Raw genomic sequence first — 23,845 nt, forward strand, 5'->3', positions numbered from 1 at the left:
TTACAAGCTTCTATTTTTTACTTAATTCATAAGCAACATCAATTATCATATCTTCTTGACCACCAACTGTCTTTCTCTGTCCCAACTCAATTAGTATATCCCTTGCATCAACACCAAATTTCTCTGCTGCGCGTTCTGCATGTAATAAGAAGCTTCCATATACTCCAGCATAACCGATGCTAAGAGAGTTTTTATCTATGACCTGTGGCCTTTTCATTTTAGGAGCAACTATATCATCAGCAACATCCATTATTTTGTATAGATCTACACCAGTTTCGTATCCTAGCTTATTTAAAACTGCTACTAATACCTCTGTTTGGGTATTTCCAGCTCCTGCACCTAATCCCTTACATGTACCATCTACCATATCAGCACCTGCTTCAATAGCTGCTAACGTATTAGCTAATGCTAAACTCAAATTATTGTGTGCGTGATGTCCAACCGGAATGCTCACCGCTTCTTTTACTGCTCTGATCCTCGCAGCAATCTCGACAGGAACCATGGCTCCTGCTGAGTCTGTTACATACACTACATCTGCACCATAGCTTTCAAAAAGCTTTGCTTGCTCTACAACTTTTTCAGGGGTTACCATATGGGACATCATTAAAAACCCTATAGCTTCCATTCCAAGTTCCTTAGCTAACTTAATGTGCTGTTCTCCAACATCTGCTTCAGTAACGTGTGTTGCTATTCTAGCAACTTTGGCATTATACTTTGCAGCAAATTCCAAGTCTTTTTTCGTTCCTATTCCTGGTAATAATAATACATCTAGTTTAGCATATTTTAACACTCCAGAAACAGCTTTTAAATATTCTTCGTCAGAAGCTCTGGCAAATCCATATTGGTATGAAGTCCCCCCTAAACCATCGCCATGCCCAATTTCAATGGTATCTATACCTGCTTCATCTAATGCCGTAGCGATTTGTGCCATATCTTCTGGTGAAAACTGGTGACTAACAGCGTGCATACCATCTCGTAATGTTGAATCAACTATACGTATTCGCTTTTGCAATTAAACTACCTCCTTTTCAATATCCTTGACAATTTTTTGGGCTATCTTATCAGCAACTGCTTTTGCTGCAGAGGTTATTATATCGAGGTTACCAGAATACTTAGGCAAATAATGACCTGCACCTTCCACTTCCACCATAATAGTGACCTTGTCTCCATCAATTATTGGAGGAACTCTCAATTTATAACCAGGTACATATTCTTGGACCTTGGAAACCATAGCTGCTACTGATTCCCTGATAGCCTTTTCATCTGGATTTTTTACTTTAGTATAGATTGTATCCCTCATCATAATAGGTGGTTCGGCAGGGTTTAATATAATTATTGCTTTTCCTCTTTTAGCTCTACCTACTATTTCAATTCCCTTTGCAGTTGTCTTGGTAAACTCATCAATGTTCTGACGGGTACCCGGTCCCGCACTTCTACTGCTTATAGTTGCTACTATTTCTGCATATTCAACTTCTGCCACCTGGCTAACTGCTGCTACCATGGGAATTGTAGCTTGCCCCCCGCAGGTTACTAGATTGATATTTGGGCTATCTATATACTCATCTAGGTTTACAGTAGGTATTACATAAGGACCAACTGCAGCCGGAGTTAAATCAATAGCCACTTTTCCGTCCTTTTCTAATAATGGAGCATGTTTTAAGTGAGGCCTAGCTCCTGTTGAATCAAAGACTATTTTAATCTCATCATTTCCAAGAATTGCAGAAATACCTTTATCGGACGTTCTAAACCCATTTTCTCTGGCAAGTCTAAGTCCTTCTGAGTTTGGATCAATACCTACCATAATGTCTAGGTCTACATACTTACTTTCCATTAACTTATACATTAAGTCAATCCCAATATTTCCAGGACCAATAATTGCTACTTTAATTTTTTGTGCCATTTAACTATACCTCCATATGATTTAAACTTTTATGACACCCAGCACTATCAAAGATGTAATTCCGTTGTTTAGTAATGCTAAACACCATTTAGTTATATTATACAGATATAATTCTTCATGTCCTTAAAATTTCCTTTTAATTAGCAAAAATAATTTCTTTAAGTTTAGCGCAGAATCATTTCATGAGAAACCTCTTCCAAAACTCCTCAATAAATGTATAATGATACAAGAATGATTTTTGGAGGATTTTAAATGCAAAATGAGCTTGTAAAAATTGAATGCTGCCGCGCCAAAGATAGTTGCCCCAGGGCTTTAGGCGATCCAGGCGAGCTAGTAAAATATGTTACTGAAGCACTCAAAAACACGAATTATTCTTTAAGAAGACAAAAAGTACTACAAGATAGCCTTAAGCACTCCAAGGTTTTTAAGATCAGCTTAGCAGGATGCCCAAATTGCTGCTCCCAACCACAAATAAAAGATTTTGGAGCTTACAAAGCAATATACCCTGAGGTTTTTGAAGAGAAATGCACCTTATGTGAAAATTGTATAAGGCAGTGCAGGGAAGGTGCACTTTTTTTGGACGGCAGTAATAAGGTTTTAGTTGATTTGGAAAAATGTATAGGCTGTGGGGATTGCCTAAAGTTTTGTGCACAGGAAGCGATAAGTACTGGTCAAGAATTCTGGCGACTTATTGTTGGGGGCAAGTTGGGTAGGCATCCACAACTTGCAGTAAAAATAGCTGATGTTGCCTGTAAAGAGGATATTCGGCCTTATCTTGAAAAATATCTCGAAATACAATTGGATAGTAAAGATCCTCACTTGAGGTTAGGAGATCTGATTAACAAAGAAAGCATTAAAGAATAGTTTCTTAAATTTAAACACTAAAACAAAACTTGGCTTGCGCCAGTAGTTCTAGCATTGTGTCTTTTGCAATGCGTAGAAATACCAGTACTATAGTGCGCCAAGTCTTTGACGCAGGCGGGAGCCTTAGTCTTTGTGAATACTATCTACCTTGTTGAACTTATACTTTCTGATAGTACAAAAAAACAGGGGTCTGTATTGAAGCACCCCTGTTTTTATAGCAAGCTCCGTTTTGGAAGGCTTTTGATATGAAAAACATGCCAATTCTCAGTTTGAATGACCTCAAAATATAAAATAGCAATACAGACTATGAATAGAATTATTCACCCATTGCTAATTTAGATGCCATTCTATATACCAATTTTAAGCTATAATAATTTCGGGTACGTATATACGACTCACTTTACAGCATCCATGATAAAAGCCTTATCACTTAAATCTCTTTGGACAACAATCCCTTTACTACATGGAACTAGCAAGCTTAGTATATAAAAACTTTATCGGCTTTTTCAGTCAGTTCAGCTAACTCTGCCATGCAACTCCTTTCTGTGCCTTCTATCATATTTTCTTCGCTCAATCCACGAGCGTCCATACAGGAACCTCAGAGTTTTACTTTGCCCTTTTTTGCCAAAATGCCTTTAAACATACGCTCCACATTATAGAATCCTTGGGGGGTATTCTGACCTTTAACAGCATTGTAAACTCCATCTGCTGATAAATTAACTATCACGTCGTTGTTTTGTTCTTTTTGTAATGCCATAACTAGTCGTAAAGCATTATATGTTTTTTCAGAACCGTAAGGACTTTCATTTAATATAAATAAGCAATTCATTTGTCACCTATCCTTTCTAAATTAAACTTTTCTATTTCTTAATATTCAACCCTATAGTAAATCCAGCAAAATGGCACCTGAACCCAAATTTTTCAGTCTATCAAACCTCAGCCTCCTTTCAGTAATAATTCAAACTATGCTCTGGACGATTGGAGCGAACCTTTTGCTATGACTAAGCTATTTTTCTTTTCTGCCTGATAAAATTTAATTGAAATAAAGGTAAATAGGATCGTTGCAAAAATTATACTTACATAATTTAAAACTAGAAGTATTGTACTCGGATAGTAATTTCCCCAAACATAAACTCCCAAAACTTGAGAGCCAACAAAAGCTCAGACCATACTCCATTGGGTTGGAGAAAAATCACTTTTATAAAAATAGTTCTTAAAGTAATCACTTAGCAAGTATAAACAAAAAATAGCCCAACTGATTGTGATAACGTAGGAAAAATTAATAAATGAGAAGGATAAAACATCTACATTAAATTCAAAATGCGAGCTCAAATAGGATGTAATTCTATAAAAACTAAATCCGAACAGACAGGTAATGGGAACTACTATAAAGTAGCTTGGCAGAACCTGCTTTGGAGGTAAGCTGCTGGATTGTATCTGTAGATAAACCAAATATGTCAATTTAGTTATTAATAAGAAAATCCCAACACTTAACGCAAAAAATGAAGCAAAAGCTGCTATAGACGAGATCACCCTATCACTTGCCATAGAGGCAATTCCAGAACCAGTTAAATTAACTACACCAAATGCAAAAACGTCAATTAACCAAACAAAATTTAATTTAGGTAAATCAAGTGGCTGGCAAAACCAGGCTTTTACAAGCTTAAGTTCAAGCACAAACAGCATACACAATAAGAAGCCATAAAAGATTAATGCTGGTAACATCATAGATTGCAAATTAGATGATAATTCTGGAATAAAAAAACCTACTGGACCCAAGATCACATTTGCACTCATAGACAGAGAGGCAATAGGTACTAAAATCCCTATGTTTTGTGTTGGTGCTCCATTCATAAAATCCTTATATTCCTTATTATTGAACAACCATTGAATGAGGCTTTTCACAAAAACAATACTAAAGAGCAAGTTTATTATAGTTAATGCTAACATAATTCCAATTAAAGGGTAAAATGTAAAGATTTGACCCAAGGATAGTTTAGCCCATGTTATATTTGATATTGTTATTAGTCCTTCCCCATGTGGTACTGCAAACATTAAATAATTGAAAGCCATTAGTGCAACTCCACCTGCAGCTAAGGGCAACTGAAATTTAAAAGGTGTAAACTTCATGATAAATCCTCCTTATGCTTTTTTAATTCCAAGTATTTATTAAAAAACCTCAATAACCCTTTCACTTTTTTCTATCACTCGTCCAATTTCTGCTGTTACCAAGCAACCTGCCTTCATTAATGCTGTTTTTAATTGTTCTGCTTTTTCTTGTGAAACAGCTATCAACAAACCCCCAGCTGTCTGAGCATCACATAAAAGCATTTCTTCTTCCTTAGAGCTATGTCTTTCCCACTTAACGTTATTTCTAATATAACGGTAATTATTGTGAGTCCCAGCAGGGATTGCTCCAGCTTTAGCTAATTCTTTAGCACCTTCTATTAATGGAATCTTGTTTAGAAAAACCTGAGCTGAAGTATTACTGCCATTCATCATCTCTCTTAAGTGCCCTAACAACCCAAAACCCGTTATATCTGTACAAGCATGAACACCTACCTCTATCATCGCCTCCGAAGCTCCTTTATTTAGATGTGCCATGATATTATATATTTCTTGTTCTGTTTCACTACCCGTCAATCCACGATCAATCGCAGTAGTTAAAATACCTATTCCTAATGGTTTTGTTAGAAACAACGCATCTCCCTTCTGGGATCCAGATTTTCTTACCATCTGAGCTGGATTCACAAATCCAGTTACAGCCATACCATATTTGGGTGCATTATCTTCTACTGAGTGTCCGCCAGCAATTGTAACTCCCGCTTCTAAAGCTTTATCAGTTCCCCCTTTTAAAATTTCTTGTAATATACTTAAGGGTAAGCTTTTAACTGGAAACTCCACTATGTTTAAGGCATAGGCGGGTTTAGCACCCATAGCATAGATATCCCCGATAGCATTGGCTGCAGCTACAGCACCAAAGGCATATGGATCATTAAGCACAGGTGTTATAAAATCAACTGTCTGTACAATAGCCAATGATGGATTTATTTGATATACAGCTGCATCTTCCTTTAGACCAATTAATAACTTATCATCTTTTACTGATGGCAAACAACTTAGTACCTGCTCTAGGTCCGCTGGACCTATCTTACAGGCTCAACCAGATCCTGGAGAATAGGCTGTTAGCTTAAATAATAGTTCTTGTTTCATTCCAACACCTCGACGTTTTTTATTTGTTCTAATATAGCATGACTTTTGTTATAATGGAAATGCATATATAACATGATATCTATGCAGTATGCGTATAGCAAGGAGGTAACACATGGATTTTTCAAACTTAAGAGCTTTCTATCAGGTTGCAACTAGTGGTAATTTTTCCAAAGCTGCCAATGAGTTATTCATAAGTCAACCTGCACTATCTCGACAGGTGGCAGCACTAGAGAAAGAGTTAGAATTACAACTCTTTAACAGGCAAGGTCGTCAGGTAATTATTACAGATGCAGGCAGAAGATTAATGGTATATGCAGAAAAGATTATAAATCTCTCGATAGAGGCAAGAAAGGAAATGTTAGAATTTAAAGATTTGACTTGTGGGGAACTCACTATCGGAGCTAGCACCACCATTGCTAATTATTTTCTGCCAAACATGTTAGCCCAATACAACTGTAAAAATCCTGGAATTATAATTAACTTAAAAATAGGAAACAGCAGGGAAATAGAAAAAATGGCTGCTGAGGGTAGTGTTGAAGTAGGGTTGGTGGCTGGTGAAACAGATATCCTACAACTGTATCAGGAACACTTTGCTGATGACATGCTCTATTTAGTAGTAGCAAAGGATCATAGGTTTATAAAGTCTACCAGTCTTCTGAAACAATTGTCCGAGGAGACCTTTCTTTGTAGAGAAGATGGGTCTGATACCCAGCGTTTATTGAATAATTTATTGGTAAAAAGAAATATCTCACCAAAGAGCAAAATGACTTTAGGAGATACAGAGGCAATCAAACGAGGAGTTATTAATAATATGGGAATTGCTTTTTTATCTAAATACACATTTGAATATGAGCTACAATTAGGACTTCTACTTCCACTCGAGCAAATGAAATCAACACGCCCATTCTTGTTGGTTTATCCTAAAGGAGCAAGGCTCTCTCCAGCAGCATTAGCTTTTTCAGCATTGTTAAAGAAAAATTTCATTAGAATTAATGGCTAACAGACCATTAATTCAACATTAATGAATGCATAGCATCTGTGATTGGAAGTTACACATTATCTATCAAATGTTCAGCTAGGACTCATATATTTTAATTATACAATCCTTATATACATATTCCTTCCATTAGACCGTGTCTAAGTGCCCCTAACAAAGCAGAAACGCCTGTTCGAGACAAAAACAGGCGTTTCTTGTGGATTGGTAGAATATCCTTATAAAAGCTGTGATGCAAGCTGTGCTAAAGTAGATCTTTCTCCTTTTTCTAAGGTAACATGAGCAGCAACAGACTGATCCTTAAATTTCTCTACTAGATATGTTAAACCATTACTAGTGAAGTCCATATATGGATGATCAATTTGTTCTGGATCTCCAACAAGGACAATCTTACTGCCTTCTCCTACCCTTGATACAATAGTTTTTACTTCATGCTTTGTTAGATTTTGGGCCTCATCAATGATAATAAACTGATTAGGGAGGGTCCTACCTCGGATATAAGTTAGGGCTTCCACTTCTACTTTCTTTAACCCAACTAGAATATCTTCAAGTCTCCCTTCTTTATGTGTGCCAAACAAAAACTCCATGTTATCATAGATTGGCTGCATCCATGGGTGTAGCTTCTCTTCCTTGTCACCTGGCAGAAAACCTAGTTCTCTACCCATAGGAACAATGGGTCGGGCTACTAAAAGCTTATTGAACAAGTTTAATTCCTCCGTTTTATACAAGCCGGCGGCTAAGGCTAGGAGTGTTTTTCCCGTACCAGCTCTACCAGTCAAGGTTACTAAAGGAATATTGTCGCTTAACAAAAGCTGCATAGCCATTTTCTGCTGTAGGTTTCTTGGATAAATACCCCAGACATCTTTATCAGAAATCCAAAGGTGCTCAAGGGCCTTCTTCTCATCGTTATAATAGGCAACTGCAGATTTTGATGAGCCAAGCTTATCTTTTAAAACAAAAAATTCATGCGGGTAAACTTGATATTTGGAAAAGGGTTCAATAGAAATGTCGAGGAATTTTTCACTATAAAATTTATCTATAATCAAAGGATCTACTTCTAGTGTTTCATAACCTGGATACAGGTCATTTTGTTTTATAACCATATCAGACAGATAATCTTGGGCAGGAATTCCCAATGTGTCTGCCTTAATACGCATTAAAGCGTCCTTGCTAACAAGATAAACTTTTCGAGGTTTTTCTTTTTTCTGTTCCTCTTCAAAAAGATTAAGAGCAACAGCTAGTATTCTATTATCGTTGTTTATTTCATGGAAAACACCTTGCAAACAAGTAATATGTCTGTGATTGAGTTCAATTCGTAGTTTTCCTCCATTTCCTAGATCGACTCCTTTATCGAGCTTTCCTTTCTTTCGCAGACTGTCAAGGGTACGTGCTATTTGTCGAGCATTGCGACCCAATTCATCAGCCTGTCTTTTCTTACTATCAATCTCCTCTAAAACAACCGCAGGTATTACAAGTTCATTTTCTTCAAAAGCATATAAGGAGTTAGGGTCCTGCAACAAAACGCTTGTGTCCAGCACAAATAATTTTTCCATTCATTGCCCCCCGTATTATGTTATATTAATAATGATATTCTCCATAAATATATAAATTCCCTGTTTAATTTGTAGTTACTTTGTTAAAATATGAAAAGATGTTTTAAGCTTGCTACTATTAGACTTTTAAACAATAATAAAAATAACCCATAAAGAACTATTTTTTGGTAATAATATGTTTGTAAGATCTATTATCTGGAGGATACTATGGAAAGCTTAGAAGAACTAGTACAAAAGCTTGAAAATAGAGGTGTATTAAAAACTTCATCAATAAAGGAAGCTCTTTTAAAGGTAGACAGGATCAATTTTATTATCCCAGAATATAAAGAGTACGTATATCAGGATAGACCACTACCATTAAAGGAAGGTCAAACAATATCCCAGCCTCTTACAGTTATATTCATGCTAGAGCTTTTACAACCAAAAAATGGGCATCATGTATTGGATGTTGGTTCAGGTTCAGGATGGACAACAGCATTACTGTCAGAGCTCGTGGGTGAAGACGGGAATGTTTATGCTATTGAAAGAATTAATTCATTAAAAAAATTTGGGGAAGAAAACTTATCCAAGCTGGGATATGAAAACGTTTTATTTATGGAGGGAAATGGTGCAAAAGGTTGGCCTGAAAATGCTCCATTTGATAGGATACTGGTAAATGCATCGGCAAAAACTATACCCCCTGCATTAACCGAGCAACTTAAAACAGGGGGTAAAATGGTAATTCCTCTTGACAATGCTTATGGACATTTGAAACTACTCAACAAAATTACCTCTAGAAGCTACGAAGAAGAAGTTTATCCTGGTTTTGCTTTTGTGCCATTCATTAATGAATAGACAGCCTCTCTAAAAGATGATTGATAGGAACCGCCAAGCCTACAGGATCATCATTATCTGTATTAGATCTTAAAGTAGCAAACACAACAGCAATCACTTTGCCTTCGTCATTAAATACAGGACTGCCACTACTACCTTTATGAATAGCTCCTTCTATCATTAAAACTTCTTTATCCCACCCATTTAATCTGGTAATTCCTGTGATTTGGCCTTTATTAATGACTCTTGTAAAGCCAAGGGGATTTCCTATTATTAAAACCTCATCACCTGTTCTAGGTGTTTCTTCCTTTTCAAGATCAATAACAGGAATATCTTCTCCATCTATCTTTAAAATAGCTAAGTCAATCTCTGGGAAACTCTCTATTTCTTTTACATGATAAATATCTCCATCAATGAAGTTTACATACACTATTCTGGAGTCACTAATCACATGATAATTAGTAACAATCAAACCCGTTGGCGATATATTAAAGCCTGTCCCCTTGCTACGCATGGCATTAACAACCACTACTGATTCTCTTAATTGCCCTATTTCAGGATTCCCAGCCAATTCTCTCGATTTGGCTAAAAAATCAATGGAAGGGAGCGTGAAAATTTTGAACCCATTACCCAGAATTAACAGTATGAAAACTAATACGGTAACTATACCTATTACCCTAATAGCTAAATCCCTAAGAAATGGGTTACCGACTATTTCGGCTTCCTCCTCATCATCATATCTTTCATTTAATTCTTCAACCAATTCCATATCAATATGGTGTTTTTCGTGATCATTTAGTGGAACTTCCCAATACTTTGATTCTATATTCATGCAAATGCCTTTCCTTAGCCAACCTTTCCTTCTTTCTTCTCTAATAAGTCGGCACAGTATTCTATAATATCACTACGTTTAACAATTCCAATGAAAACATCATTGTCATCCACTACAGGAACAAAGTTTTGAGATATAGCAAGCATTAACAGGCTATCCACTCTTGCAGTAATCTTTACTGGTCTATTTTTAATGTGCCATGGAACCTCAGTCAATAATATTTTGTTGGTATTTTCAAAGCTTAAACCGGGAGTGTTCTTTATCTTCCAGAGCAAATCACCTTCTGTTATTGTGCCTACATACTTTCCTTTTTCATCAATTAATGGAATAGCAGAGTATCTATGGTGCTCCATTTTCTCTAAAGCCTGCCTCATTGTATTTTTGGGAGATAATATTATAACCTCCTGTTTTGGTGTGAGAAAAAATGGAATAATCATACGTAAAAACTCCCTTCTAAGCATAATCAAATTAGATTATGCTTATGAAAATTGTTCATAGCTAACTATAATGATAATGCAAAAGTCTAACTATAACAAGAAAAGCATAGTAAACTTCATAAAAAATTAATATCCAATTTCAGGACTATATTATATGTATCTTATTTCGAATAGTTCTTAATCGGGAATCTTAGTAACGCCATTAGAATAAGTAGTGATATAGGTAATCTAACCTCCCCCTCTTAACATAATAGATCCCAGAAAACTTCATAATTTTACGAATTTTATCTCTGTAGATTGCTGAATAACATGGAGTATCACACTTTTTACAAGCTGGCTTCGGATCCTTTTTGCAAAATTTTCTTTTTTTTATGGCATACAAAGCTAACTCCATACACTCTTTACACAACAAAATATTATGTCCATCAAGGAGGTACTTCTTACTTTCCTCATGGTTTTTCTTACAATATATGTCTATGAAATCAACTAGTATTTTTATGTCCTTGTCTTTATTTGCCATAATCATTCCCCTTTCTAGGACAATTATATAATAAGCATCTTGAATTTCTATGATATTTATCACAGAAAACATAGCTTCATTATGACTATCCATAATATTCCAGAGAACTAAAGTGATTTTTTTTAAAGTATTTTCCAATACTAACTAAAGAATACGTAAATGGAGGAATGTAAATGGCCAAGGAAATGATACACAGATTAAATGGACGTATTAGCTATCATGATTCTGTTCAGAACATGTATGAAAACCGATTAGTGCCTGACGAAATGAGTAATGTTTTTGACCGTATGGATCCTCAGGAAAAGATTCGCTGTAACTTTTGTACTGATGGAGTAAGTTGCCAGCTTTGTAGTAATGGTCCCTGTAGAATTTCAAATAAATCTGGCGCTGAGTTAGGAGTCTGTGGTATAAGCCCAGATGCCATGGCCATGAGGGATATGCTGTTACGAAATGTTATGGGTACAGCTACATATGCTCACCATGCCTTCATGGCATTTAGCACACTAAAATCAACAGCTCAAGGCAAAACCCCATTTGGAATTAAAGACAAAAACAAACTGTATGACATGTCACAAAAGCTTGGAATTGATACATCTGGTTCCCAGGAACAGGTTGCTGAAAGACTAGCTGATTACTTTATAGCTGAATTATCAAAGGATTACCAGGAACCAAGCAAACTCATCCAGGTCTTTGCTCCACAGAAGAGGCAAAAGCTGTGGCAGGATCTGGCCATATTCCCGGCAGGAGTGTTACACGAAATCAAAGATGCAACTGCTAGCTGCTTGACAAACGTTGATGGAGACTATATATCCCTAGCAAAAAAAGCCATGAGGTTAGGAATAGCCTGTATATATGGAGCTCAGATACCGTTGGAGATGGTTCAAGACATCCTTTTTGGAACACCAGTACCCCATGAGGTGGATATGGATCTTGGGGTCATGGATCCAGATTACGTAAACATAGTATTTAACGGCCATGAACCATGGGTAGGTGTTGCCACAATTTATGAAGCTAGAAAGCCTGAGTGGCAGGAAAAAGCAAGACGGGCAGGTGCCAAAGGAATTAGGGTAATAGGTTCTATTGAAACTGGGCAAGAATTACTTCAGCGTTTTGAGATGGATGAGGTGTTTGTAGGGCATACAGGAAACTGGCTGGCAATTGAACCACTACTTGCTACTGGTACTGTTGATGTCTTCGCAATGGATGAAAACTGTTCACCACCAAACCTACACCCCTATGGTGAAAAATACAAGGTTACTTTGGTATCCATCAATGATTTAGTTCGAGTACCCAAGGTTGAAAAAAATCTTGATTACAAACCTCCCGAAGGACTAGCAATTGCTCATAAACTACTAGAGTGGGGAATCGCGAACTATCCAATAAGAAGGGAGCACGTAAAGCCATATGTACCTCAGATGAAGACAAAGGCTGTTGCGGGTTTTTCAACAGAATCAATACTTAATGCTTTAGGTGGAAAACTAGACCCCTTACTGGATGTGATTAAGGCTGGTAAGATAAAAGGCGTTGTAGCAATAGTAAACTGTGCATCTTTAAAAAATGGTCCTCAGGATTGGGTAACAGTTAACCTTGCCAAAGAGTTGGTCAAGAGAGATATCCTAATACTAGCAGGAGGCTGCGGAAACCATGGTTTAGAGGTAGCTGGCATGGCAAATATGGATGCCCTGCAGTATGCGGGAGAAGGCTTAAAAGAGGTATGTAGTTCCCTTGGCATTCCACCTGTACTTCCCTTTGGGACTTGTACAGACACGGGACGAATCTCCATGCTGGTAACAGCCCTAGCAGATGCTTTAGGAGTGGATACATCCGATTTACCTGTTGCTGTTAGTGCACCAGAATGGATGGAGCAAAAAGCAACTATAGATGGACTCTTTGCTTTGGCCTATGGTCTATACACTCACCTATCACCAACACCTCCTGTTACAGGTGGACCTGAACTTACCAAACTGTTAACCGAGGACCTTGAAGGAATAACAGGTGGAAAGGTTGCTATTGGTGATAATCCAGCAGAAATTGCCCAGGCAATAGAAGATCATATAAATAAAAAGAGACAAAAGCTAGGCATTTGAATAAAGTCTAAAGTAAAAAATCGGGTCTTTTATTTTAAAAGGCCCGATCTTCTTTGCTACCACATGTTTATTGGATAACTTACTTCTGGTTAACTACCTCTACTGTGCCTCCAGCTGCTTTAATACTATCAAGGATTTGGCTAAAGTTTAAATTATCACCTAATAAAGGTATCCTTACAATAATGCATATTCCCCCAGGTGAACTTACTTCTAATAGATTCAGTAGATTTATCACAGCTCCTGGTGGAATAAAAATACGAAGTAAAGTACCTGGTAATTGGGGACAACCCTTTTGACGTGCTGATAGATTGTCGGAAGTCTCTATCTTTTTGTCACTATTATAAAACATAGACATCTTTATCTCTCCTTTCAATTATCTAATTTATACTATGAAAGGAGAATATATCTGCTACATTATATTTACAATTTTTAAATTTAATGGTTCATCATCCATTAAATTACTTTAACCTTAGATAGACAGACACTAAATACATTCTGACTAGCTATGTAGTATTCACTAAATAGTCACTCTAGGCATACAAATTCATCGCCATCTAAGATATTTTATACCTTAAAAAACATCTACATATTTTTCAGTTTGGCTACTCGTTGTTCAATTGAAGGGTGGGTACTAAACAAAGAGTTAACATTGATTCTCTTTGATAGGGGATTTACTATAAAAAGCCCTGCATTAGCTTCATTGGCAAAACCATCTTTTTGTGCCTTAGCAGGATTACTATGCTTTCCTAGCTTTTCAAGTGCTGAGGCCAATCCTAATGGATATCCCAACGTATTTGCGGCAGTTGCATCAGCCAAGTATTCTCTATTTCTAGATACTGCCATTTGAACTATCTTTGCAGCAATTGGAGCAAGCACTATTGTTATGATACCAACAATCATAATAATGGGATTAGCTTTGCCTCCCCCTCTTCTACCACCCCTCATGCCGCCAAAGAAAAAGGCATTTCTCAAGATAAATGATAAATACACTAATGTGCCAGCAAGAACAACTACTAAAGTAGCAAATAATATATCATAGTTTTTAATATGGGCCATTTCATGGGCTACTACTCCCTCAAGCTCTTCTCTATTTAGCATATTCATTAGTCCCCTGGTAACTGCCACAGCTGAATTGTCAGGATTGCGCCCTGTAGCAAAAGCATTTGGCACATCTGTTTCAATTACATAGGCTTTTGGTGTTGGGATGCCTGCTGCAATTGCTACCCCTTCAATTGTATGATATAGATAGGGTTCCTTTTTTTTAGAAACTGGCCTGGCTTTTGCCATCTTTAATAGTATCTTATCACTATAATAATATGAAAAAAAGCTACCTACTAAAGTAAAAATAAAAGCAATAGTGGCAAAAACATAAGCAGTTCCAGGGTCTAGCATTATACCTGTGGCATAAACAACAGCCACTATCAAAAAGATAAAGAATGCTAAAAAGACATATGTCTTCCTTTTGTTCCTTTGTATCTGTTGATAAATTCCCATAATATCTACCTTCCTAACTATTGTTAAAACTTAACTTTTACAGCTTGGCGAACTTCAAGATTCTCAACTTCAAAGAAATCAGCTTCCTTAAAATTAAACATATTGGCAAATATATTTGCCGGGAACTTTTGAGTAGCAGTGTTGTAATCCATTACAGAATTGTTATACCTTTGCCTAGCATAGGCAACCTTGTTTTCTGTTCCAGCAAGCTCTTCCTGTAGCATCAAGAAATTTTGAGATGCTTTAAGATCAGGGTAGTTCTCAGATACTGCAAAAAGAGACTTGAGGGCTCCAGCCATCATATTTTCCGCTTGAGCTGTTTCTTTGACTGAACCTGCATTTAAAAACGCAGTTCTGGCCTTTGTTACACTTTCTAACACATCTTTTTCATGAGCCGCATAACCCTTTACTGTCTCGACAAGATTTGGCACAAGATCATACCTTCTTTGTAATTGAGTATCTATCCCGGACCATGCATTTTTCACAGAGTTTCTTAATGTAATCAGCCTATTGTACATAAAAACTGCAATTAGTATAAGAACACCGACGATACCTAGCAATATTTCCATAATATGAGCGCAATAAGGCTCTATTCCCTTATTGCTCCCTCCCTTCTTAGTTATCATAATAATATTAGTATCTCTCTATAATTATTCTACCTTGTCTCATAAGTAATGTAAATTATTCCAAGACATTTAAACTAAATAATTTGTATGCAATATATTACAAATCATCCTCTAGATATACTGTAAGCTTTAGAGCAAAATATTAAACCTAATGAAAAACTTTTTTCAAGGAGGAATTATCATGTAAAGGTAGAAAAGGTTTAATTATTTCAATTTTGCAAGTAAGGAGGATGTTACTATGCTAGTAGAGGAAATAATGACAAAAAAAGTGATTACCATATCTTCCAATACCAATATATATGATGCACTAAAATTAGTTAATAACCACAGAATAAGACACCTGCCCGTTGCTTTAGATGAAAAGATTGTGGGAATAGTGTCTGACAGGGACTTAAGAGATGCAAAACCTTCGACTTTAGAAGGCGAAAACATTAGCTTAATACAATCTATTACAGTAGACCAAATAATGAATACTGAGGTAATAACTGCCCATCCATTAGACTCAGTAGATGAAGCAGCCCGTTTACTTTATCATAATAGAATTGGTTGTTTACCAGTTATTAATGGAGGCAACCTAGTAGGTATTATAACCCATGGAGATTTAATTCGGGCACTTGTTGAATTAATGGGAGTCGAAACACCGGGTTCTCTAATTATTGTGGAGTTTTTAGATAGACCTGGCATATTAGCGGACATAGCTGAAATCATGAAGAAGATGGACATTAATATCAATAACGTCTTTCTTCGAAAAGTAAAAGATAAACCTGGATTTAGTACGCTAACTATGCGTGTAGGAACAATGAATCCAGAAGGAATCATTAAAGAGGTCAGAAAAGTTGGTTTTAAAGTATTGTGGCCATAAGGAGGCACTCTGCTATGCCCGGTTCTGGGAAATATGTATACTCACAGCAATTATGCAAATATAAGTTTACTGATAGGCACCCTTTTGACCCCCTTCGCCTAGAATTAACTACTGATTTGCTTATAAAAATGGGTGTCCTTAGTTCAAGTGATATTCTTTCACCATCGCCTGCCTCCTTTGAAGATTTAGCTCTTGTACACGATCCACCTTACATTGAAATGGTGAAAAATGCATGTCTGGAAAAATCTCCAACTGGCAGAAGCCTGTCATGCGGTCTAGGAACTGATGACAATCCCATATTCAGAAATATGCATTTAGCAGCCAGCCTTGCAGTAGGAGCCACCATTAAGGCGGCTGAAGTAGTTCTTGAAAATCAGGCTACTCATTCCATTAATATTAGTGGTGGCTTACATCACGCCCAGCAGAATCAGGCTTCAGGTTTTTGTATATACAATGATATAGCTGTGGCTATTGCTTGGATGCGAAAAAAATATCAGCTAAAAGTTATGTACATTGATACTGATGCCCATCACGGTGATGGAGTGCAGTGGTTTTTCTATAGTGATCCCAATGTTTTAACAGTATCTATACATGAGTCGGGTAGTTATCTTTTTCCCGGAACTGGTAACATTGATGAGTTAGGTGTTGGATTAGGTAAGGGAAACTGCATAAACCTACCTATGGAACCCTATACCAACGATTCCTCATATCAAGAATGTCTTGAAAATCTTTTGCCTGAAATTACCAAAAAATTTAGACCTGATATAATCATTAGTCAAAATGGATGTGATATTCACCATTTAGACCCATTAAGCCATATTTCAGTAACTAATAAAACCCTTTCCTATATACCGAAACGTGTTCATCAACTAGCCCATGAATATGCTCAAGGAAGATGGGTTGCTGTAGGGGGTGGAGGTTATGATATTTGGAATGTTGTCCCCCGTGCCTGGTCTTTTGTATGGGGGGAAGTGTCAGATCGAGTTCTTCCAAATCTCTTGCCTGATGAATGGTTAAAAAACTGGCAAAAGCTTAGCCCAGTTCCTCTATTGGAAACGCTAAATGACCAACCTTGTTCTTATAAAGCCCACTCTCGCATAAATGAAATTAAAGAAAAAAATATAATCACCTTGACTCGTCTTTTACAAAGCCAAGGAGGTGTCATCATCACAGCAAAAAATAATTCCTTAGAACAATTAAGATTAGAAACACCAGTTGGCTATATTGTTATAGAAGGCCCTGTAACCCCTGATTACTTAAAAGCACTAGATTTAGAACCATGTCTAAAAGCTTTTAGAAGCCATGAAAAACAAAAAAGTGCTCTTATAGAGATATCAGCTTTGCCTGAAGGAAGAGTTTTTATAGCCCGCCATGACAACTTAGTTGTTGGATATGTAACATTTCATAGGCCTGATGATTACCAACGCTGGAGCCACCCTGAATTATCACAAATGCTAGAATTAGGTGGAATTGAAGTTAGCAAATATTGGCGACATTATGGGTTAGCTTCTAAAATTCTTGAGGTTGCTTTTTCAACAAATCACTTTGAAGATAAAGTTGTGATTTCCAATGAGTACTACTGGCATTGGGATTTAGAAGATACAAACCTTAAGATGTGGGAATATAGAAACTTAATGGAAAAGTTATTAACCTCAGTAGATTTTGATACCTGGGTAACAGATGAGCCAGAAATTATCTCTCATCCTGCAAATATGTTCTCTGTTAGAGTAGGAAAAAAGGTTAATGAAGAGACCATAGAACGGTTTAAAAAGCTTTGTATGCTTGGAATTTGACATTTAGGACTCCCCATAAGGAGTCTTTTTTATTTTGCATCCATCATCCATTTACCTCCAAAAACACTCATATTAACTCAAATATCCTACAGTCAACCTCATTTCTCTTTATTTTCTTTTACTAACAACGTAATATAGAATAAAGCAAGATTCTTAGTTCATTTAGATTAGCTGTTTATAATTCGGAAACAAAGAATGGAGGAATATTTTTGGAAGAGTTATTAAGAGAAGAGAGAAGTTTTTCGCCGCCTTCCAATTTTACACAGCAAGCAAATATTAAGAGTAATAGTATATATAAATCTGCATCAGAGGATGTCACGACTTATTGGGGAAAAGAAGCAGATAAACTATACTGGTTTAAGAAGTGGGATAAAGTTCTAGAGTGGGAACCACCCTTTGCAAAGTGGTTTCTGAATGGAAAAATCAATGTAGCTTACAATTGTTTAGATAGACATGCCGAAGGACCTCGCAGAAATAAACCTGCTATCATTTGGGAGGGAGAGCCTGGGGATTCTGTGACTCTAACATATAAGGAATTAACCAGAGAAGTCAAGCGTTTTGCAAATGTATTAAAGAATCAGGGAATTAAAAAGGGAGATAGGATTACTCTATATATGCCAATGATTCCAGAGTTGACTATTGCTATGCTTGCCTGTACCCGTCTCGGTGCGGTCCACAGTATTGTATTTGGTGGTTTTAGCTCACAAGCATTGGCAGAACGTATTAATGATTGCCAATCAAAGCTTGTTATAACCGCTGACGGTGGTTATAGACGAGGTGGGGTTATACCTCTAAAACATAGTGTAAATACAGCCTTAGAAAATACTCCCACTGTTGAGAGTGTTATTGTAGTTGGTCGTATTGGAGACAATGCTCTTGCAGCAATGCAGGATGGTAGAGATTATTGGTGGCACGAACTAATGGAAAATAGTTCTGAAGATTGCCCAGCTGAAGAAATGGATTCAGAAGATATGCTATTTATACTTTACACAAGCGGTACAACTGGCAAACCAAAAGGTATAGTACATACCACAGGTGGCTATTTAACAGGAGTTGCCTCAACACATAAGATGGTTTTTGATTTAAAAGAAGACGATATATATTGGTGTACTGCAGACATTGGCTGGATAACAGGCCATAGCTATATTGTGTATGGTCCTTTAGCCAATGGTGCTACAACGGTAATGTATGAAGGAGCACCAGATTGGCCAGAAAAGGATCGTTTCTGGGATATTATTGAGAAATATAAAATAACTATCTTCTATACCGCACCAACTGCAGTAAGGTCATTTATGAAGTGGGGTTCAAAGTGGCCCGAGAAGAAAAATTTATCAAGTCTAAGACTTTTAGGTACCGTTGGTGAACCTATAAATCCCGAGGCATGGATGTGGTATCACAAGCATATTGGCGGTGAAAAATGCCCTATTGTTGACACTTGGTGGCAAACTGAAACTGGCATGATTCTGATAGCTCCACTACCTGGCATTACTTCAACAAAGCCTGGATCAGCTACTGTACCTTTGCCTGGTATAGACGCCCAAATTGTCGATGCAGCTGGAAATCCAGTACCTAAAGGTACTGGAGGTTTTCTTATACTAAAATCACCATGGCCTGCAATGCTACGAAATATCTATGGGGATACAGATCGATATATCTTCCAGTATTGGAGTAGATTCGAAAATACCTACTTTACGGGAGATGGTGCAAAAATCGATGAAGACGGTTACTTCTGGATAATGGGCAGAATTGATGATGTAATAAATGTGGCTGGGCACCGAATAGGAACCATGGAAGTAGAAAGTGCTTTGGTTGATCACCCAGCTGTTGCTGAGGCAGCGGTAATCGGAAAGAACCATGAGATAAAAGGTCAAGCGGTTGTAGCATTTATCACACTTAGAGAAGGGTTTGAAGATAGTGCCGAGCTTGCAAAGGCAGTTAAGCAGCATGTGGTAGAAAAAATTGGTGCTTTGGCAAGACCGGAGAATATATTCTTTACAGAACTACCAAAAACACGCAGCGGTAAAATCATGAGACGTTTATTGAGAGATATTGCAGAAAATAGGTCCTTAGGAGATACAACTACACTTGCAGATACAAATGTTATTGAACAGCTTAAACTGTTGCAGGCAAATTAACTCAATGACGATTTGCCTTATACTCACAATATCCACCTTATTTTGAAAGATAGTATAAATTAGGGGCCGGTATTAGCCCCCAATTTAAAACTATCTTATTTTTTTACTCTGCTTTATTAATTAATCCATAAATAATATTTTAGCATATCTTGCTAAATCAGGATCCTTAGAAGAATATTTATTAATAAACATTTCAATATTTTCAGTTGAGCTGCGTCTAAATGTAGGGTCGAGCACTTTTAGTGAGAGCTTTATAAATTCTTCATTGGGTGTTAGGTCTTTATTATCTAGCATAGTAATTGCTTCTAATGCAGGCATATCTTTAATTGAATTTTGAAGATCACTATCGACCATAGCATAGTCTCTTTCATATTGGCTTAAGGCTTCTTGCCATACTTCTTCAACATTACTAAGATTGTATTCATTAAGTGCATCTGAAAAATCCCCTGTAATTATCCTTAAAGCTGCTTCTTCACTTAGAAATCTTCTTTCAGAACTTATCAGTTTATTTAAGGCAGGACCATAGTTTCCAAAATGACTCTCTAGCTTCGCAACCTGCTGCTTTTGCCAGTCATTTAGAGCTTGTTCTTTCTCTATTTCTTTAAGGATATCCAGCGCCTTTTCAAAATCTTCCTTGTGGATATAATAAATACCTGTAATACTATCTAAATATCCTACATCTCCAGTTATATCATAGAGCTTATGGTAGTATTCTAATGCTTTATCTAAATCTGAATACTTATATTCCCCTATAGTTTCATTTATTGAAATCCCATATAGTTTTGCAAGCATTGACATGGAATGAATGTCTTCAGTATCTTTTTCTAGTGACTTTTCATAAGCTGCAATTGCTTCACCATACTTTCTTTCAAGCAGTAGCTTATCACCTTCACTTAATTCTTCTTCAGGGAAAGAAAAATCACTATCTTGGCTTTTTAAATAGCCTTGGGATGAACTTAGAACATTTCCATCATGATTATGAGCGGAAACTGACCAGAAGAACCGTCCCCCTGGCATTGCATATCCAAATAGCGACTGGGGCATTGGACCTTCTTCATCATAGCTCATGCCTGTCTGGATGGATTTTAGTTCCTGGATGTTAAACCTAGTACTGTTTGAATAATACTTTTCTCCATATCCTGAACTGCCTGAACCATTTTCAAAATATGTCCCAAGCTCTAATGTATAGTAAGCAGCACCTTCATACGGCTCCCAAGTTAGATCAATATAGTCGCCTTGAATTACCTCACCATCTGCTGGCGCAACTATTTTCATAGTATCAACTAACTCAAAATCCCATCTGTATGTTTGGCCTTCCTCAACATAAATGATAGATTTTGGAAAACGTCCACCCTTTAAAACCACATCACCCACCTGCTCAAGATCTACTACAAAACCTAACCCATATCTGCCAGGTATAATACTTTCAAAAGAAAATTCACCCTTTTCATTGCTTGGCAACCATATTGCATCCATGGAACCCATGGAATATTCATTAGGATTGGGTAAAGGCTGCAAAATCATTTCAACACCAGCTACCGGCTTGCCTGCTATGGTTATACTCCCAATTATTGAACCAGTATTTATTGGGTTTGTAGTGAGCATTGAAATCTTCCGATTTATTTCATCCTCTTTTTCTTCATAATAGATATTAGTCCCTTTATCATACTCATCGCCAGCATATTCTCTTTCAAGCTTTAATATCTCCTCATGACTTTCTAAAACCCGATTGTAGTTAAATAAAGCTTTTTCTTTATTACCTAATACGCCATAGATATCTGCTAGTAGCTCAAACGTATCAGGAGAATTTTGGATGCCATCCATGTTCTCAATTGAATCTTCAATTAAATTAGCAGCTTCATTATGATATCCCTTTGTTTTTAAAGCCCTTGCTACCTCCAAAATTACATCATAGTGCCAGCTTACACGTGTTTGTTTCTCAAAATAGTTATTTATTACTTCAAGGGCTGCAGAAATATTGCCTAGGTTTATATAATTTCTTATTTCTTGAATAGCTAATTCCTTGATAGCTCTTTCCCCCTGCCATGTATCGGGAAAATTGTCAGCTAAAATTTCATAGTATTTTAGAGCTTCCTTGGAGACATTTCCAGAAGACCTGGGAGCACTTCCTATGCCCATAGGTGAAACCATAAGCAAATTGTCACTTTCAGCTATTTGAGCTGCCCTTTCTAAGGCTTCAGGAGTTTTCCAGTGCTTTGGAAAGTATTGATTCATTCTATCATAGTATATTTTTGCCTCTGCCTGCTCACCTTCTCTATAGTAGCCTTCTGCAATGAACATCATGGCAGAAGGCATAAAGACATAACTCAACGCTACTATCCCTATAGCCGCGGCAATTACACCAAGTAGATGTTTAACTTTAAATCTAATATGGCTTTTCATGAAAATATCACCCTTTTGCTTTTCTTAATTTATTAACGTTAAAAGGTCACTTAATTAATCCTTAACATTCAATTGAGCTTCCGAGATTTGCATCATCTCAATAATTTGATACTTTGGTTGTGGTATTTCACCTGGCAGCAATAATGAATTTATTAAAAATCCTGCCACTATTATCATGACTCCTGCGGCGGCTGAAACTGAAGCTACAGGTATGCAAATTTCCTTTTCCAAAAACGCACGAACTGGTGAAACTGGTTTGACATCATTTTTCATGGCTATTAGCTTTTCTTTAAAAAAATTATCAAGTTTAATATCAGTCATATTCTTTTGAAATAGATCTTTTATGTTTTCATCCAAATTTAAGTCATCTTTTATGCCCCTGTTACTCACTTAGTCCAGCCCCCTTTCTTTTAGTAAATCCTTCATTTGATTCCTGCCCCGTTGAAGCCTTGTCTTAACACCTGATTGACTAACATCGAGGATTTCTGCAATTTCTTTAATCTTCAGTTCTTCAAAATAATGAAGGTAAAGGACATCTCTATACTTTATTGGTAAGGAGAGCATTATTTCTCTTACTATAGACTGCTTTTCTTGCTTTTCATAATTATCTTGGGGTAAAGGTGCCGTATCAGTCGCATTTATCTCCCAGAAATATGCTATTTTTTGAAACAACTTAGGTCTGATTTTGTTTTTAGCTTTATTCAAAGTAATTCTAGTTAGCCAGGTGGATAGAGAGCTTTCTCCCCTGAAATTTTGAAGTTTCGCATATAGTGCTAAAAAGCTTTCTTGTACCACGTCTTCTGCTAGTTGTCTATCTCCCACTACCATGTATGCAAGGTGGAGAAGCTTTTCGCCATATGTATTGACCAGTTCCACATATGCTGTTTCATCACTTACTAATAATCTCTTTATAAGTTCCCCGGGGGCCCTAGTCATGACTCACGTCCTCTCCTTCACCCTATTAGACACATCTTTAATCAAAAAAGTCGCAAAAAAAATTAAAAGATAGCTTTATCTATAAACAGGATTCTTTATTCAGGTGGAGTTTTGACTCCATCTGAATATTAGAAACCGTTATCCAGGGGCTTAGTACCACTTATCTCCCACCTACGACCGTAGTTCTAGCATTGTGTTTTAGCAATGCGTAGAAATACTAGTGCAAAGCAAGAGGTGGGAGTCTTGGAGTGAAACTTGTCAACTTGTTGACATAGCTGAACCCATGCAAGGCTAGTGGTAGTTAGTCATCGGATAAAGTATAGTATAAGCTATCTTTTGCTACATTGTAATAGTAGTTATATTTGGATATAATTGTATTAGGT

The 23,845-nt window shown here is 36.8% G+C and carries 20 protein-coding genes and 2 pseudogenes; 7 read left to right on the forward strand and 15 right to left on the reverse strand.

The window, feature by feature from the left end; translation table 11 throughout:
- Positions 1-10 precede the first annotated feature (10 nt).
- Positions 11-967 (reverse strand): 4-hydroxy-2-oxovalerate aldolase, encoded by a 957-nt coding sequence (locus APF76_06610; GenBank protein KUO50157.1) that lies wholly within the window; start codon positions 965-967, stop codon positions 11-13.
- Between the two features lie 45 nt (positions 968-1,012).
- Entirely contained in the window at positions 1,013-1,900 is an 888-nt protein-coding gene (locus tag APF76_06615) for an acetaldehyde dehydrogenase (acetylating) (GenBank protein ID KUO50132.1), read from the reverse strand.
- Between the two features lie 252 nt (positions 1,901-2,152).
- Between APF76_06615 and APF76_06620 the strand changes: the two genes are divergently transcribed.
- Positions 2,153-2,764: a hypothetical protein gene (locus tag APF76_06620; protein KUO50133.1), complete on the forward strand. Its 612-nt coding sequence runs from the start codon at positions 2,153-2,155 to the stop codon at positions 2,762-2,764.
- A 478-nt stretch (positions 2,765-3,242) separates the two neighbouring features.
- Here APF76_06620 and APF76_06625 read toward each other — a convergent pair.
- From APF76_06625 to APF76_06635, 3 genes and pseudogenes are all read right to left on the reverse strand, one after another.
- Positions 3,243-3,593 (reverse strand): annotated as a pseudogene (locus APF76_06625) (hypothetical protein).
- A 332-nt stretch (positions 3,594-3,925) separates the two neighbouring features.
- On the reverse strand, positions 3,926-4,894 hold the full coding sequence (locus APF76_06630; protein KUO50134.1) for a hypothetical protein: 969 nt from the start codon (positions 4,892-4,894) through the stop codon (positions 3,926-3,928).
- 39 nt (positions 4,895-4,933) lie between these two features.
- Positions 4,934-5,848, reverse strand: a complete 915-nt coding sequence (locus tag APF76_06635) for a selenide, water dikinase (protein KUO50158.1) — start codon at positions 5,846-5,848, stop codon at positions 4,934-4,936.
- 241 nt (positions 5,849-6,089) lie between these two features.
- On the opposite strand from APF76_06635, the gene APF76_06640 reads away from it, so the two are divergent.
- Positions 6,090-6,977, forward strand: coding sequence for a hypothetical protein (locus APF76_06640; GenBank protein KUO50135.1), 888 nt, complete (start codon positions 6,090-6,092; stop codon positions 6,975-6,977).
- A 212-nt stretch (positions 6,978-7,189) separates the two neighbouring features.
- Here the strand turns inward: APF76_06640 and APF76_06645 are convergent, their stop codons facing one another.
- Positions 7,190-8,524, reverse strand: a complete 1,335-nt coding sequence (locus APF76_06645) for a hypothetical protein (protein KUO50136.1) — start codon at positions 8,522-8,524, stop codon at positions 7,190-7,192.
- A gap of 207 nt (positions 8,525-8,731) precedes the next feature.
- Here APF76_06645 and APF76_06650 point away from each other — a divergent pair, with 207 nt between their 5' ends.
- Positions 8,732-9,358 carry a hypothetical protein gene (locus APF76_06650; protein KUO50137.1) on the forward strand — a complete coding sequence of 209 codons (627 nt, stop codon included), beginning with the start codon at positions 8,732-8,734 and terminating at the stop codon, positions 9,356-9,358.
- On the opposite strand, the gene APF76_06655 is transcribed toward APF76_06650, so the two are convergent.
- From APF76_06655 to APF76_06665, 3 genes are all read right to left on the reverse strand, one after another.
- Entirely contained in the window at positions 9,348-10,169 is an 822-nt protein-coding gene (locus APF76_06655) for a hypothetical protein (GenBank protein KUO50138.1), read from the reverse strand. The two genes, APF76_06650 and APF76_06655, sit on opposite strands and share 11 nt — an antisense overlap.
- A 14-nt stretch (positions 10,170-10,183) precedes the next feature.
- Positions 10,184-10,606: an inosine-5-monophosphate dehydrogenase gene (locus APF76_06660; GenBank protein KUO50139.1), complete on the reverse strand. Its 423-nt coding sequence runs from the start codon at positions 10,604-10,606 to the stop codon at positions 10,184-10,186.
- Positions 10,607-10,808: 202 nt separating this feature from the next.
- A complete protein-coding gene (locus APF76_06665) occupies positions 10,809-11,153 on the reverse strand; it encodes a hypothetical protein (GenBank protein ID KUO50159.1) in 345 nt (114 codons plus the stop codon).
- Positions 11,154-11,299: 146 nt separating this feature from the next.
- Here APF76_06665 and APF76_06670 point away from each other — a divergent pair, with 146 nt between their 5' ends.
- Entirely contained in the window at positions 11,300-13,213 is a 1,914-nt protein-coding gene (locus APF76_06670; GenBank protein KUO50140.1) for a carbon monoxide dehydrogenase, read from the forward strand.
- 79 nt (positions 13,214-13,292) lie between these two features.
- On the opposite strand, the gene APF76_06675 is transcribed toward APF76_06670, so the two are convergent.
- The 3 genes from APF76_06675 to APF76_06685 form a co-directional block, all read right to left on the reverse strand.
- Entirely contained in the window at positions 13,293-13,538 is a 246-nt protein-coding gene (locus tag APF76_06675; GenBank protein ID KUO50160.1) for a hypothetical protein, read from the reverse strand.
- A 257-nt stretch (positions 13,539-13,795) separates the two neighbouring features.
- On the reverse strand, positions 13,796-14,707 hold the full coding sequence (locus APF76_06680) for a hypothetical protein (GenBank protein KUO50141.1): 912 nt from the start codon (positions 14,705-14,707) through the stop codon (positions 13,796-13,798).
- A gap of 23 nt (positions 14,708-14,730) precedes the next feature.
- Positions 14,731-15,276, reverse strand: a complete 546-nt coding sequence (locus tag APF76_06685) for a hypothetical protein (protein ID KUO50161.1) — start codon at positions 15,274-15,276, stop codon at positions 14,731-14,733.
- Positions 15,277-15,571: 295 nt separating this feature from the next.
- Between APF76_06685 and APF76_06690 the strand changes: the two genes are divergently transcribed.
- The 3 genes and pseudogenes from APF76_06690 (at position 15,572) to APF76_06700 (ending at position 20,123) form a co-directional block, all read left to right on the forward strand.
- Positions 15,572-16,195, forward strand: coding sequence for a hypothetical protein (locus APF76_06690; GenBank protein KUO50142.1), 624 nt, complete (start codon positions 15,572-15,574; stop codon positions 16,193-16,195).
- Between the two features lie 14 nt (positions 16,196-16,209).
- Positions 16,210-17,346: pseudogene (locus APF76_06695) on the forward strand.
- 845 nt (positions 17,347-18,191) lie between these two features.
- Complete coding sequence (locus APF76_06700) at positions 18,192-20,123, forward strand: acetyl-coenzyme A synthetase (GenBank protein KUO50143.1); 1,932 nt, start codon at positions 18,192-18,194, stop codon at positions 20,121-20,123.
- A gap of 120 nt (positions 20,124-20,243) precedes the next feature.
- On the opposite strand, the gene APF76_06705 is transcribed toward APF76_06700, so the two are convergent.
- From APF76_06705 to APF76_06715, 3 genes are read right to left on the reverse strand one after another with little or no spacing between them, the layout of a single operon-like run.
- On the reverse strand, positions 20,244-22,526 hold the full coding sequence (locus APF76_06705; protein KUO50144.1) for a hypothetical protein: 2,283 nt from the start codon (positions 22,524-22,526) through the stop codon (positions 20,244-20,246).
- A gap of 54 nt (positions 22,527-22,580) precedes the next feature.
- Positions 22,581-22,916 carry a hypothetical protein gene (locus tag APF76_06710; GenBank protein ID KUO50145.1) on the reverse strand — a complete coding sequence of 112 codons (336 nt, stop codon included), beginning with the start codon at positions 22,914-22,916 and terminating at the stop codon, positions 22,581-22,583.
- Positions 22,917-23,462 carry a hypothetical protein gene (locus tag APF76_06715; protein ID KUO50146.1) on the reverse strand — a complete coding sequence of 182 codons (546 nt, stop codon included), beginning with the start codon at positions 23,460-23,462 and terminating at the stop codon, positions 22,917-22,919. It abuts the gene before it with no gap.
- Positions 23,463-23,845 lie beyond the last annotated feature (383 nt).

It is taken from the genome of Desulfitibacter sp. BRH_c19 (genome assembly GCA_001515945.1).
Lineage (GTDB): Bacteria > Bacillota > DSM-16504 > Desulfitibacterales > Desulfitibacteraceae > Desulfitibacter.

What these genes read in the sequence shown, in the direction of transcription:
- APF76_06610 (KUO50157.1), bottom strand. Translation starts at nt 967, where the DNA reads ATGCACGCTGTTAGTCACCAGTTTTCACCAGAAGATATGGCACAAATC.
- APF76_06615 (KUO50132.1), bottom strand. Translation starts at nt 1,900, where the DNA reads ATGGCACAAAAAATTAAAGTAGCAATTATTGGTCCTGGAAATATTGGG.
- APF76_06620 (KUO50133.1), top strand. Translation starts at nt 2,153, where the DNA reads ATGCAAAATGAGCTTGTAAAAATTGAATGCTGCCGCGCCAAAGATAGT.
- APF76_06630 (KUO50134.1), bottom strand. Translation starts at nt 4,894, where the DNA reads ATGAAGTTTACACCTTTTAAATTTCAGTTGCCCTTAGCTGCAGGTGGA.
- APF76_06640 (KUO50135.1), top strand. Translation starts at nt 6,090, where the DNA reads ATGGATTTTTCAAACTTAAGAGCTTTCTATCAGGTTGCAACTAGTGGT.
- APF76_06645 (KUO50136.1), bottom strand. Translation starts at nt 8,524, where the DNA reads ATGGAAAAATTATTTGTGCTGGACACAAGCGTTTTGTTGCAGGACCCT.
- APF76_06650 (KUO50137.1), top strand. Translation starts at nt 8,732, where the DNA reads ATGGAAAGCTTAGAAGAACTAGTACAAAAGCTTGAAAATAGAGGTGTA.
- APF76_06655 (KUO50138.1), bottom strand. Translation starts at nt 10,169, where the DNA reads ATGAATATAGAATCAAAGTATTGGGAAGTTCCACTAAATGATCACGAA.
- APF76_06660 (KUO50139.1), bottom strand. Translation starts at nt 10,606, where the DNA reads ATGATTATTCCATTTTTTCTCACACCAAAACAGGAGGTTATAATATTA.
- APF76_06670 (KUO50140.1), top strand. Translation starts at nt 11,300, where the DNA reads ATGGCCAAGGAAATGATACACAGATTAAATGGACGTATTAGCTATCAT.
- APF76_06680 (KUO50141.1), bottom strand. Translation starts at nt 14,707, where the DNA reads ATGGGAATTTATCAACAGATACAAAGGAACAAAAGGAAGACATATGTC.
- APF76_06685 (KUO50161.1), bottom strand. Translation starts at nt 15,276, where the DNA reads ATGGAAATATTGCTAGGTATCGTCGGTGTTCTTATACTAATTGCAGTT.
- APF76_06690 (KUO50142.1), top strand. Translation starts at nt 15,572, where the DNA reads ATGCTAGTAGAGGAAATAATGACAAAAAAAGTGATTACCATATCTTCC.
- APF76_06705 (KUO50144.1), bottom strand. Translation starts at nt 22,526, where the DNA reads ATGAAAAGCCATATTAGATTTAAAGTTAAACATCTACTTGGTGTAATT.
- APF76_06715 (KUO50146.1), bottom strand. Translation starts at nt 23,462, where the DNA reads ATGACTAGGGCCCCCGGGGAACTTATAAAGAGATTATTAGTAAGTGAT.